General features: G+C 60.9%; 11 protein-coding genes. 9 read left to right on the top strand and 2 right to left on the bottom strand.

Annotated elements, in window-relative coordinates; genetic code table 11:
- The first annotated feature begins 452 nt into the window (after positions 1-452).
- The 8 genes from NMB40_RS16800 (at position 453) to NMB40_RS16765 (ending at position 9,707) form a co-directional block, all read left to right on the top strand.
- Positions 453-821 carry a hypothetical protein gene (locus tag NMB40_RS16800; protein ID WP_193069470.1) on the top strand — a complete coding sequence of 123 codons (369 nt, stop codon included), beginning with the start codon at positions 453-455 and terminating at the stop codon, positions 819-821.
- Positions 822-912: 91 nt separating this feature from the next.
- Complete coding sequence (locus tag NMB40_RS16795) at positions 913-2,163, top strand: TolC family protein (protein ID WP_494359166.1); 1,251 nt, start codon at positions 913-915, stop codon at positions 2,161-2,163.
- Positions 2,160-3,395, top strand: coding sequence for an efflux RND transporter periplasmic adaptor subunit (locus NMB40_RS16790; protein ID WP_494359165.1), 1,236 nt, complete (start codon positions 2,160-2,162; stop codon positions 3,393-3,395). Before NMB40_RS16795 ends, NMB40_RS16790 begins: the two co-directional genes overlap by 4 nt.
- Before the next feature lie 9 nt (positions 3,396-3,404).
- A complete protein-coding gene (locus NMB40_RS16785) occupies positions 3,405-6,542 on the top strand; it encodes an efflux RND transporter permease subunit (protein WP_494359164.1) in 3,138 nt (1,045 codons plus the stop codon).
- Positions 6,539-7,270, top strand: coding sequence for a HupE/UreJ family protein (locus tag NMB40_RS16780; protein ID WP_494359163.1), 732 nt, complete (start codon positions 6,539-6,541; stop codon positions 7,268-7,270). The genes NMB40_RS16785 and NMB40_RS16780 overlap by 4 nt, the downstream gene beginning before the upstream one ends.
- A 19-nt stretch (positions 7,271-7,289) precedes the next feature.
- Positions 7,290-7,928 (top strand): hypothetical protein, encoded by a 639-nt coding sequence (locus tag NMB40_RS16775; RefSeq protein WP_494359162.1) that lies wholly within the window; start codon positions 7,290-7,292, stop codon positions 7,926-7,928.
- 40 nt (positions 7,929-7,968) lie between these two features.
- Entirely contained in the window at positions 7,969-8,208 is a 240-nt protein-coding gene (locus tag NMB40_RS16770; protein WP_494359161.1) for a hypothetical protein, read from the top strand.
- Between the two features lie 164 nt (positions 8,209-8,372).
- Positions 8,373-9,707, top strand: a complete 1,335-nt coding sequence (locus tag NMB40_RS16765; protein WP_494359160.1) for an MFS transporter — start codon at positions 8,373-8,375, stop codon at positions 9,705-9,707.
- Between the two features lie 1,262 nt (positions 9,708-10,969).
- Here the strand turns inward: NMB40_RS16765 and NMB40_RS16760 are convergent.
- Both NMB40_RS16760 and NMB40_RS16755 read right to left on the bottom strand, forming a co-directional pair.
- Positions 10,970-11,485, bottom strand: coding sequence for a hypothetical protein (locus tag NMB40_RS16760; RefSeq protein ID WP_494359159.1), 516 nt, complete (start codon positions 11,483-11,485; stop codon positions 10,970-10,972).
- Positions 11,486-11,570: 85 nt separating this feature from the next.
- Positions 11,571-11,966 carry a hypothetical protein gene (locus NMB40_RS16755; protein WP_494359158.1) on the bottom strand — a complete coding sequence of 132 codons (396 nt, stop codon included), beginning with the start codon at positions 11,964-11,966 and terminating at the stop codon, positions 11,571-11,573.
- Positions 11,967-12,044: 78 nt separating this feature from the next.
- On the opposite strand from NMB40_RS16755, the gene NMB40_RS16750 reads away from it, so the two are divergent.
- Entirely contained in the window at positions 12,045-12,269 is a 225-nt protein-coding gene (locus NMB40_RS16750; protein ID WP_494359157.1) for a helix-turn-helix domain-containing protein, read from the top strand.
- Position 12,270: the final 1 nt, after the last annotated feature.

The following is a 12,270-nucleotide window of genomic DNA, read 5'->3' as shown; positions in this document are numbered from 1 at the left end:
CACGAAGCTAATAGCAGGCAGCTGCTGTTCATGGCATTGCCGTCCGTGACTTTTAGTTTGCTATGCCAAGCTCGTGGATCAAGCAGTCGGTCCGAGGTTGATCGCAGATTTTCGAGGATGAGCGATGCGACGACGCGCTGAACAGCAACTTCAGCGGACGAACTGACGGTCAGCGCAGTTGCGAGGCATAGCCGATCTGCCCAGCCCCGTGTCCTTGTCTCCTTGGCCACGTGGTCCAGGAGGATATCGATGAGGAGTGGTACGAGAACATCCTTTGATGTCCGCTACCGGCCAGAACCGGACACCTTGGGCGGCCACGCCTGAGGCAAGGTCGATCGGAGCGGGCTTGAGCGACGCGTTCCTCAAGAGGCGAGTCTATATTGGAGCAGGCCCCGCTCCCCCCAACTCAAGGCTCTCGACAACCCAGGTTCGATACGACTATTCTTCATTTCATGTCCGCCTTCTCGGCCCGCCACCGTCGACTCATCCGGTTCAGCATTTTTGTGCTGATGCTGTTGAGCGTTGTTGTTCGGCCGATTGTGATCCAGCAGGGCGAGCTCCACACTGCCGAGCACGACATCGCTGCAACGGCGGAGCATGGGCACTCACACGCCCTTGGACATGGCGACAACGTAGATCCGAAGCATGCATCAGGCGTCCACAGCGTCCTTCACCAGGCCGATGTGAGCTTTGCCGGCATGCTGGTGTCCTCGAATCTGAACCTGGCTACGGTTCCCCCGGCATCTTTGTTGCCCGGTCTGCACTCCGTTGATGAGCCCTCTGGCCATCGCGGCTCACCTTTCAGACCTCCGATCGTCTGACGACTCCTGCCGCGCTGTAGCGGCCTGAGCGCGCTGTCCACCGAATGGTGGCTGGCAGCGCATCGTCATGACTATTTGTCGGAGATTTTCCGTGAAATTACGTAGTTTGTGGGCGCTGGCTATTGCCGGCGCCTGCGGTGTGGCCGTGCCTGGCCACGCCGCTGAAGTGCTGCGCCTGGAGGATGCGGTTGCCCGTGCCCTAGGCACCCATCCCAGCGTGCAGGCAGACGCTGCTCAACTAGAAGCTGTCAGAAGCCGTGCGGGCCGGGAGGCATTGCCTACGCCGCTTGTGCTGGGCGGCGAGCTTGAGAACGTGGCTGGCTCAGGTGGCCTGAGCGGCTTGGACGCCGCCGAATCCACCTTTCGCGTCTCCAAGGTTCTGGAACTGGGTGGGAAGCGGGCAGCGCGCCAAGCACTCGGTGGCGCGGAGGTGGACGCCGCCCGAAGCGGCGCGGACGTCACCCGTATCGCCATCGCCACCTTGGCCGCGGGGCGCTTCGTCGACGTGCTGGCCGCTCAGGAGCATATCGAGCACGCCGAAGAGCGCATCAAAATGGCCCAAGCCATGCGTCGTGAAGTGGCCCGCTGGGTAGCGGCCGCCCGCAATCCGGACTCGGACCTGAGATCCGCCGAGATCGCCCTGCTTGATGCCGAGCTGAAGCGGGAGCAGGCGTTGCAGGCCCTGGAAGGCGCGCGGATGTCGCTGGCGGCCATGTGGGGGGCGCCCAGCCCGGATTTCGGCTCGGTTGCAGGGGATACCGGGGTCCTTCCCCCTCTGGATGATTTCGATGATCTGAGCCTGCGCCTCGCCACGACACCACAGCAGCGGGCCATGGAGGCCCAGGCCGGGGTTCTGGGTGCAAGAAGGGAGATCGCCCGGGCCAGCGCCAAGCCGGATGTCAGCGTTGGCCTTGGCATTCGCCGACTGGAAGCCACCAAAGACAGCGGCCTGGTGATGTCCGTCTCTGTCCCGTTGGGGAGCCGGCGGCGATCGGACTTCTCCGTCGCCGAAGCGGACTACGAGCTGACCTCGCTCAAGTACAGGCGCGAGGCGCAGATGCTGGAGGTGCGTCAAGAGCTGTTTGGCATCTACCAGCAGCTCAAGCAAGCGCAGTCCGAGGTGGAGTCGGTGCGCCAGCGCCAGTTGCCAAAGGCCCAGCAGGCCTTTGATCAGAGCCGCAGAGGCTTTGAGGAAGGTCGCTTCTCCTTCCTCGTACTCAGCCAAGCGCAGCAGCGGCTCTTCGACCTTCGCGAACGGGAAGTCGAATCCGCCGCCCGCTATCTCCGCCTCCTGGTCGAGGCCGACCGCCTGACCGCTTCCGCCTTGGACATCCGCCCATGAACCGATACGTATTCTTGATCCTGCTCCCGTTCGCCCTAGCCGCATGTGGAGGCAACGAAGCGCCGCAGGGAGACAAGCCTGAAGCGACTGCTGCGGCCGCAGGCGATTACGAACGAGGGCCGCATCGCGGGCGCATGCTTCGCGACGGCGACTTCGCCCTTGAAGTGACTGTTTACGAAACCAATACCCCGCCGCAGTTCCGGCTGTATGCCTATCGCAACGACAAGCCGCTTGCACCTGGCGAAGTCAAAGCGACGATGCAGCTCAAGCGACTGGACGGCGAAGTGAATAACTTCAGCTTTGCTCCGGAGAGCGATTACCTGGTGGGCAACGGGGAGGTGGTCGAACCGCACTCCTTTGACGTCAAAGCCGATGCAGTGGTGAGTGGCAAAAACTACACTTGGTCCTACGCCTCGTACGAAGGACGCACCACCATTGACCCGAAAGCGGCTGCCGACGCAGGCGTGGTGGTCGAGCCCGCCGAACCGGGGATCATCCGTGACACGGTCGCCCTCATGGGCAACGTCGCCGTCGACACCGGTCGATTTGCTGCGGTGAAGGGGCGCTTCCCGGGCGTGGTCCGCAGTGTGGCCGTCGAGATGGGGCAGCGCGTTTCTGCGGGCCAGACGCTGGCCACGGTGGAGGGCAACGACAGCATGCGGACCTACTCCGTCACGGCGCCTTTCAGTGGCGTGGTGCTCGCACGCAATACGGCGGTAGGAGATGTCGCTGCCGACAACACGCTGTTCGAGATAGCTGACCTTTCCAAGGTCTGGGTGGATTTGCGTGCGCTGGGAAGCGACGCCGAGCGCCTGTCCCCGGGCCAAGCGGTGACCATCCGTTCGGCAACAGGTGGTTTGGAAACAACGGGAAAGCTGCAGGGCATCCTGCCGCTGGCCAGCGCGGGCCAGACCGTGGTGGCACGCGTGGCCCTTGCCAACGGTGAAGGCAGATGGCGACCGGGAATGGCCGTATCCGCCGAGGTCGTCATCGCGGAAACGGAGGTTCCTTTGACGGTAAAAGAATCGGGCCTTCAGCGTTTCCGGGACTTCACCGTTGTGTTCGCCCAGGTGGGCGACAGCTATGAGGTGCGGATGCTTGAACTTGGTAGGCGCGATGGCGAGCGCGTGGAGGTTCTGAAAGGACTGAAGCCAGGCACCCGTTACGTGTCCGAGCAGAGCTACCTGATTCGTGCCGACATCGAAAAGTCCGGCGCAAGCCACGACCACTAAGGACGCCCCATGCTAGAGCGAATCATTCGCGCGTCCATCGCGCACAGATGGCTTGTGCTCGTTCTGGTCCTGGCCTTCTCAGGCCTTGGGATCTGGAACTACAGCAAGCTTCCCATCGACGCCGTTCCTGACATCACCAATGTCCAGGTGCAGATCAATACCGAAGCTCCCGGCTACTCACCGCTGGAGGCCGAGCAACGGGTCACGTTCCCCGTCGAAACAGCGTTAGCCGGGTTGGCAAAGCTGGAATACACCCGTTCTATCTCACGCTACGGCCTGTCTCAGGTCACGGTGGTGTTTGAAGATGGCACGGACATCTACTTCGCCCGTCAACAGGTCGCAGAGCGGCTTCAGCAAGCGGCATCCCAATTGCCCGAGGGACTCAAGCCCAGCCTTGGACCGGTAGCGACGGGCCTGGGCGAGATCTTCATGTACACCGTGGAAGCTGAGCCTGGTGCTGAGGAGACGTGGACGCCGATGGCGCTTCGTACGCTGCAGGACTGGGTGGTCCGACCGCAGATGCGCCACTTGAAGGGCGTAACGGAGGTCAACACCGTCGGGGGCTATGTCCGCCAGTTCCACATCACGCCGGACCCGAAGAAGCTCCAGGCCTACGGACTGACGTTGCAGGATGTGCTGGAAGCCGTGGCACGCAGCAACGCCAACGTAGGCGCCGGCTACATCGAGAAGAGCGGTGAGCAGTACTTGGTCCGCGTGCCGGGCCAGGTGGCCGACATGGCGGGGTTGCGCAAGATCGTTGTGGCCAACCGTGATGGCATGCCATTGCGCGTTGGCGATCTGGCGGACGTTGTTGAAGGCACCGAGCTTCGCACAGGCGCGGCAACCAAGGATGGCAAGGAAGTAGTCCTTGGCACAGCATTCATGCTCATCGGTGAAAACAGCCGGGACGTGGCTCAGCGAACCGCCGCCAAGCTCAAGGACATCGATGCCACCTTGCCTGACGGCGTGCGGGCGCATCCCGTCTACGACAGAACCGAACTGGTGGACCGGACCATCGAGACGGTGAAGAAGAACCTTCTCGAAGGCGCCCTGCTCGTCATCGCGGTCCTCTTCCTGCTTCTGGGCAATCTTCGTGCGGCGCTGATCACTGCGGCGGTCATTCCATTGACGATGCTGCTGACGATCACAGGCATGGTCCAGAATCGTGTCTCCGCGAATCTGATGAGCTTGGGCGCGCTAGATTTCGGCTTGATCGTCGATGGGGCGGTCATCATCGTGGAGAACTGCCTGCGCCGCTTTGGCGAGCGGCAACATCTTCTGGGCCGCCTGTTGACCCGGGAAGAACGATTCTCCTTGGCGGCAAGTGCCAGCGCAGAAGTGATCAAGCCAAGCCTGTTCGGCCTTTTCATCATCGCGGCGGTCTACATCCCGATCTTTGCCCTCTCCGGCGTGGAAGGGAAGATGTTCCACCCGATGGCGCTTACCGTGGTCATCGCGCTTACCGGTGCCATGGCGCTGTCCCTGACATTCGTGCCGGCCGCTGTGGCCCAGTTCGTAACGGGAAAGGTTTCGGAGAAGGAAACCAAGGCCATGCGCGGGGTCACCAAGCTGTATGGCCCGATGCTTGAGCGAGCCGTCAACGCACGCAAGGTAGTGGTCGCCTCGGCCGCAATGCTCACCGTCCTTGCCGGCCTGCTGGCAAGTCGCCTCGGCACCGAGTTCATTCCGAACCTGGATGAGGGCGATATCGCACTGCACGCGCTCCGAATTCCCGGGACCAGCCTGACCCAGGCGATCGGAATGCAACGTCAGCTCGAAGCGGCAATCAAGCAGTTCCCGGAGGTGGACGAAGTCGTCGCCAAAATCGGCACCGCCGAGGTGGCTACCGATCCCATGCCCCCCTCCGTAGCCGACACCTTCATCATGCTCAAAGATCGGGACCAATGGCCCGATCCGCGCAAGCCGAAGGCGCAGCTTGTTGCCGAGCTCGAGAAAGTGGTTCGCGCCATTCCTGGCAACAACTACGAATTTACGCAGCCGGTGCAGATGCGGATGAACGAGCTCATTGCCGGCGTTCGGGCTGAGGTTGCCGTCAAGCTGTACGGCGACGACCTGGAGCAGCTGGCAGCCATCGGCGCTCAGGTGGAGGACGTTGCCAGCGGAATCCAGGGAGCGGCCGACGTGAAACTTGAGCAGGTCACCGGTCTGCCGTTGATGACGATCACGCCCGACCTGGACGCACTTGCACGATACGGGGTAGCCATCGACGACGTGCAGAAGACCATCTCGGTGGCGCTGGGAGGTGAATCGGCCGGCCAGGTGTTCGAAGGCGATCGCCGCTTCGATATCGTGGTTCGTCTACCGGAGAACCTGCGCCAGGACATCGGAACACTGGCGTCACTACCTGTAGCCGTCGCCCCGGGGGCGAGCACAGGCCAAGAGCGTAGCTTCGTGCCCTTGGGTCAGTTGGCCAAGGTCGAGATTGCACCCGGTCCCAATCAGATCAGCCGCGAGAATGGCAAACGCAGGGTGGTGATCACCAGCAATGTGCGCGGACGCGATCTGGGATCCTTTGTCGAGGAGTTGCGCAGCAAAGTCGGACAAGAAGTCCAGCTGCCTGAAGGCTACTGGATCGAGTACGGCGGCACCTTTGAGCAGTTGATCTCGGCAAGCAAGCGCCTGTCGATCGTCGTGCCGGTGGTTCTGGTGATGATCTTCGGTTTGCTGTTCATGGCATTCGGCTCCGGAAAGGATGCCGCCATCGTCTTCAGTGGCGTGCCGCTCGCACTGACCGGGGGCGTGGTGGCGCTGTGGCTGCGCGACATTCCCTTGTCCATCTCCGCAGGCGTGGGGTTCATCGCGCTTTCGGGCGTTGCCGTGCTCAACGGCTTGGTAATGATCAGCTTCATCAAGAACCTGCGGGAAGAAGGCATGCCCCTGCATAGGGCTGTCACCGAAGGTGCTCTTACCCGCCTCCGGCCGGTCCTGATGACGGCCCTGGTGGCGAGCCTTGGCTTCCTTCCCATGGCCCTGAACGTCGGCGCTGGCGCGGAAGTTCAGCGCCCACTCGCGACCGTAGTGATCGGCGGAATCATCTCTTCAACGCTGCTGACACTGCTCGTGCTACCGGCGCTCTATCGACTGATCCACCGCGAAAAACCTGATCTGGAAAGTCGCTCCCCATGAATCATCCATCTCCTTTCCGCACAAGGAACTCGTCTTTGACTTCCCCCACCAAGCTCTTTGCATGGCTTTCGATGCTTGCCGCAGTCCTCCTGCCGTTTGCGGCGTTCGCGCACGGTGTAAGCGAGGGCGACCAAGCCTTCCTTGAAGAAAGCACCGGTAGGCAACTGATTGCGTTCACCTACCTCGGCGCCAAGCACATGGTGACTGGATACGACCACCTTCTGTTCCTGTTCGGGGTGATCTTCTTCCTTTACCGCATGCGGGACGTGAGCATCTACGTCACCTTGTTCGCCATTGGTCACAGCACGACGCTGCTGCTCGGCGTGCTCGGCGGCTTCCACGTCAACGCCTATCTGGTCGACGCGATCATCGGCCTGTCGGTGGTCTACAAGGCCTTGGACAACATGGGCGCGTTCAAGCGGTGGTTCGGCGTGCAGCCCAACACCAAGATTGCGGTCCTTGTCTTCGGCTTCTTCCACGGCTTCGGCCTGGCCACGAAGCTTCAGGACTTCTCGCTATCGCCGGACGGGCTGGTCCCCAACATGCTTGCGTTCAACGTGGGCGTTGAGCTCGGCCAACTGCTAGCGCTTGCCGGCATCCTGATTGTGATGGGCTTCTGGCGTCGACTGCCGTCCTTCAACCGTCAGGCCTACGGCGCTAACACCATCTTGATGATGGCCGGCTTCGTGCTCATCGGCATGCAGCTCACCGGCTACTTCGTTTCCTGATTTCTGACCGAGACCCATTATGTCGATCACCACCAATCAACCACTTCCCACCACTGGCCGCCTGCTGAAGTCGACCCTTCTTGCCGCTGCCATTGCCGGCGCGCTTCTCGTCACGGCCGTTCTGCCGGCGGAGTACGGCCTTGATCCCACAGGGATCGGCCGGGCGCTGGGCTTGACCGCCCTGGCGGACGGCGGAAGCACCGTCATCGACCCGTCCACGCCGACGTCCTCAACAGCATCGGGGGCAGAGGCCGCCTTGGCGGAGAAGGCCGCGGCCGCATTCGGGGCGAACAAAGGGCAATCGCTTGATCCAGGCGCGGTATCGCTCACCAACGGTGAGCTTCGCCAGGACGCGATGACGATCACGCTGGAGCCGGGCAAGGGAAAAGAGGTCAAGTCCCACATGGTTGCTGGCGCGGGAATGCTGTTCCGCTGGAAGGCAACTGGTGAAGTGGCAGTCGATATGCACGGCGAGCGCCCCGACGTGAAGGGCGCATGGACCAGCTACGCCGTCGAAGGTGCGCAGCGGGAGGCTCGCGGCACCTTCATCGCGCCATTTGGGGGAACTCATGGGTGGTACTGGCAGAACCGAAGCGACAAGCCGGTGACCGTGAGCATCGAACTTATTGGCTACCAAGCCGACATCTATCAGCCGTAACACCCCGGCACTTTGCCGATCCAAACCGAGGAGAAACAACATGAAAGCTTATAGCGCAGTAATTGCCGGCCTGCTTCTCAGCATGTCCCTTTTCACCACGGCGTCCGCCCATGATCCGGCCCTTCATGCCGATCCAGCCCCCACGGCTGCCCCCAAGGCCAAGCCGACGACCTGCGAACAGCTTGCGGACCGTTCGAAGTTCAAGGTGGACCTAAATGATGCCCAGACCAAAGCACTGAAGGAACGTTGCGAAGCGCAGGCAGCGCCGAAGAAGAAGTAAGTCCACTCGCGTTTAGCGAACGACCCCGCCATGCCGGCGGGGTCGTCACCCCGACCCAAACAGTAGTGGGCGTACACTCCGCCCGTCTGCCGCCTCTGCCTTGAAGCTAGGCAGATGGTGTCCACGGGTTGGGGCCGTCAAAACGTTGCTACCAGGACAATTCCATGCTCGAAGTACTGAGTCACACGACGTTTCGCCGCCTATTTGGTGCACAGATAGTCGCCCTGGTCGGAACCGGCTTGGCCACTGTCGCCCTTGCCCTCCTGGCCTACGACCTGGCGGGCGCCCAGGCGGGCGCGGTGCTGGGCACCGCACTGGCCATCAAGATGGTCGTGTACGTAACCTTGGCTCCCGTTTCTGGAGCGTTGGTCCCAGCACGGCTGCGCAAGCGGGTGCTGATCGCACTCGACCTGGTTCGCGCCGCTGTGGCGGTCTGTCTGCCATTCGTCACCGAGATCTGGCAGGTGTATGTCCTCATCGCTGTGCTGCAGTCGGCGTCGGCATGCTTCACGCCGCTGTTTCAGTCCACCATCCCCGAAATCCTCAAAGAAGAGCGCGATTACACCCGCGCGCTCTCACTTTCCCGATTGGCATATGACCTTGAGAGCCTGCTGAGCCCAGCGCTTGCTGCCGCGCTGCTGACGATCATCAGCTTCCACGGGCTGTTCGCTGGTACCTCGGTAGGCTTCATCCTCTCGGCGGTGCTCGTCGCGTCCACCACGTTCCCCGCCCTCGCTGCGGTCGCTTCCATGGATGGTCCCTATGCGCGAGCCATCCGTGGAATGCGAATTTACCTTCGCACCCCGCGATTGCAGGGCCTGCTCGCATTGAACCTCTGTGCCGCAGCCGGCGGCGCGATGGTGTTCGTCAATACGGTGGTCATGGTCCGCACCGTTCTGGGCGGGGCTGAGGAACAGGTTGCGTGGGCACTGGCGGCCTTCGGCGGCGGCTCCATGTTGGTAGCGCTTCTTCTTCCGAAGGCTCTCGACCGCATTTCGGACCGGACAGTGATGCTGACTGCAGGGCTGTTCATGTCAGTTGTCCTGGCCACCTTCCTCGGCGTCTGGTTTGCCCTGAAGGGAAATCTTGGATGGGCGGCGGTCATTCCGACCTGGACGCTGTTGGGCATGGCATATGCCGGTCTGGTTACCCCCGGCGGACGGCTGCTGCGACGTTCGGCTGAGTCCGCCGATCTGCCATTCCTCTTCGCCGCCCAATTTTCCCTTTCGCATGTTTGCTGGTTGATCGCCTATCCGCTGGCCGGCTGGGTTGGTGCCCGCTACGGCCTGCATGTTGCCTTGGCCGCCTTGGTGACTCTGGCCGCAATCGGTTTGGTCACCGCGTGGCGAAGGTGGCCGGCGCACGATCCTGAGCAGATAGCGCACCAGCACGAACATCTTGCTGAGGACGACCCGCACCTCTTGGCACACCGCGACACGGATGGTATGCACCGCCACCGGTTTGTCATCGATCAGCTTCACACGCGCTGGCCAGGCTGACCAGGACGTCAGGCGGGCGGAGGGCACGGATGGGCTACTTACTTGCGAGTTTGATCGCACACGTACATGTCCACGTCGACGTCATATCGACACGCAAGTCCACATTCGTAAGAGCCCACTTCCTCCGACCAGGGCACTGGAGGCTTATCTCTCAGGGCAGCTATTGCAGCTGCCTGGCAATGCTCGAAGGTATCGTAGTCGCCATAAACAGCGTGACGGACTTCCTGAGCAGATACGCCCGGCGGATAGACAAAAGCAGTCCAGCGCCCTTGGGACCCGCCGCAGGAAACTGCGGCGAGGGCGACGCCCATGGCAACGGTTATGCGGCCCATCTCCATGGCTCAGATCCTAGCACCGCCGCCATGGTGGCCGCGACGTCGCCTATTCAGGCTCGAAGGTTTTTTCGTTCCGCAATGTCCGCTACCGGCCAAAAGAGGACGAATGAGCGTTTCTTGAATGTGGCAATGTGCGCGACGACATTTCCCTTCCGCTGAGGCACTAAGCCGATCTCGCGACACGCACCCCGGTCACAAGGACCGGCAGAGCGTGGTCAACCAGTGCGATCAAGCATTCTCGCGGAATCGAGCTCCCGATCGATAGCCTCCTACATCCATGGGGTCCTGACACGAGAGGCGTCTTCTCCCCGAGCATGCTCTTCCATCCCGCTGATTGAACCTCATACTCATCCTGGGCCAGGATTTTGTAGGCAGTCGTTTCCGCGTGCTCGCAGCATTTTCTTGGAACTCACGCGGCAGATAGCGCCCTGGCAATGCAGCCATGCTGCCCGCAACTTGTAGCCACACCAGCCGCAACATTGCTTCTTTGAGACGTCCAACGGTAGACTTTCAACTAAGGAAATACGTGATTTTCGCGCCAATAACATTCCTTAGAGCTGCGTCGATGGCTGCCTGATTCCGATATCGCGCGATATTTCCCCACTACCCATTCAGGCGACCAGATGATGAATAATCTGACACTCTTTCAACAGATGAGCATCGTTGCCGGGGTGATCGTGCTCTTGATCGTCTCGCTTACTGCGGCAGCGGTTTGGCTTGCTTATCGCCAGAACAACAGGGACTGATGCCTTTTTTCAGTGCGTCACACGCGTGGCACCTCATCGCGCCGCCGCCGCTCCCCTGCCAATCAGCCACTCACTAACTTCTTTGCGCCAAGGCTACCTTCGGCCAGATGCGGACATGGGCGCCGATACTGGGAATGCACATCCAAGACACCAGTCACGCAGATCAAATCTCTGGAAGTAGTCAATAGAAATCTCCCAAGCCTCGTTGATAGTTGACATACGCATCGTGAAGTTGCGTCTCCCCCGGCGGCTCGTATTCCGGGGACCTTCCATTTCGCAAATTGTCACAGACGAAGTACCAGCCCCTAAAGTCCTGCTCTTCAATGACGAGCCCGGAACGGGCTAACACCGATTCCAACTCCGCAGGTGGCATGCGCCTGACGCGCTCTAGCATTGCAGCGGCACTGTCTGCACTATGCAGCGCGGAGGTTTGACCCGAGTCCACGTTCGCTACAAATGCTGCGGCCCAGACATGTGGAGCAGCTTGGGACAGTAGCCATTGTCGCTTTTCAGGTTCTAGAACATCCGTCAACTGATCTCTATGACCTTCGGTGTTGAGCGAGCTTTCGCGTAAAACGCTCGGCCACCATAGCCGGTCCTTGATTGTCACAATCACGAGCGAGGCTGCCGCCCCTCCTAGGAACGAAAGACCTAATGCTACGAAGGGCATTTTTCCAACTAGGCTGATTAACGCCATTGCTCATGCTCCGGAACTTGGTTGGGCTCAACGAGGCCGTGAACCGATGAAGTGCCCTACGGGTGAAGCGGCCTCTTGGTTCAAATTAGCCTGGACTCGCCTGGCCCCGCTTGGAGGTCTTGCCCCGTGTGCCTGTCTTCCGAGAGTCCGATGCAGTCATCTTCTTCATTCCAGACAGCAAAGAGATGAACTGGTGCATTTCAAACCGCGAAGATCGTGCCAAGTCAGAGATCGGATAGCCCAATTGCCTCGCCAGCGACTGGGCCAACGCAAGTTGCGCCCGAGTTGGCGATTTGATGTCCCAGTCAACGGCCTCCGGCAACACCTTGCCAAGCTCCGTGGCCAAGCGCATCTCAAACCTGGTCAGGTCGCCCTCGTCCTGGACTCTTACGATCTGCCTTAGCATCTGCTCTTCAGCAGTCGCTGTAAGTTGAAGCTCCAATGTGAAGTCAAGCTCAGGACAGACGAGGAAAAAGGACATGGGCCTTGACCTATACTTTTAAGTAGCCTACCTTTAAAGGCGTAGTCTTAAAAGTATCAAGGTCATAGTTTGTAGCCCATGGACGACCATGAGCTACTGCGAGGCCTTGGGGGCGCTATGCGAGCGCGGCGAACCTCTCTAGGCTTGAGTCAAGAGGGCTTCGCTGACGCAATCGGTATGCACCGCGCCTACTACGGCCACATAGAGCGCGGAACCAAGAACCTCACCGTTGCGACTCTTAGCAGGATCTGCGCCGGATTAGGGCTGAGGATGTCCGAGATCTTTGCGACTTTCGACCAGTGAG

The organism is Stenotrophomonas sp. FBCC-B152 (assembly GCF_059134105.1).
Note: the sequence above shows the minus strand (reverse complement) of the source record. Positions and strands in the feature narration are given on the sequence as shown.

What these genes read in the sequence shown, in the direction of transcription:
- NMB40_RS16800 (WP_193069470.1), top strand. Translation starts at nt 453, where the DNA reads ATGTCCGCCTTCTCGGCCCGCCACCGTCGACTCATCCGGTTCAGCATT.
- NMB40_RS16790 (WP_494359165.1), top strand. Translation starts at nt 2,160, where the DNA reads ATGAACCGATACGTATTCTTGATCCTGCTCCCGTTCGCCCTAGCCGCA.
- NMB40_RS16785 (WP_494359164.1), top strand. Translation starts at nt 3,405, where the DNA reads ATGCTAGAGCGAATCATTCGCGCGTCCATCGCGCACAGATGGCTTGTG.
- NMB40_RS16780 (WP_494359163.1), top strand. Translation starts at nt 6,539, where the DNA reads ATGAATCATCCATCTCCTTTCCGCACAAGGAACTCGTCTTTGACTTCC.
- NMB40_RS16775 (WP_494359162.1), top strand. Translation starts at nt 7,290, where the DNA reads ATGTCGATCACCACCAATCAACCACTTCCCACCACTGGCCGCCTGCTG.
- NMB40_RS16770 (WP_494359161.1), top strand. Translation starts at nt 7,969, where the DNA reads ATGAAAGCTTATAGCGCAGTAATTGCCGGCCTGCTTCTCAGCATGTCC.
- NMB40_RS16765 (WP_494359160.1), top strand. Translation starts at nt 8,373, where the DNA reads ATGCTCGAAGTACTGAGTCACACGACGTTTCGCCGCCTATTTGGTGCA.
- NMB40_RS16760 (WP_494359159.1), bottom strand. Translation starts at nt 11,485, where the DNA reads ATGGCGTTAATCAGCCTAGTTGGAAAAATGCCCTTCGTAGCATTAGGT.
- NMB40_RS16755 (WP_494359158.1), bottom strand. Translation starts at nt 11,966, where the DNA reads ATGTCCTTTTTCCTCGTCTGTCCTGAGCTTGACTTCACATTGGAGCTT.
- NMB40_RS16750 (WP_494359157.1), top strand. Translation starts at nt 12,045, where the DNA reads ATGGACGACCATGAGCTACTGCGAGGCCTTGGGGGCGCTATGCGAGCG.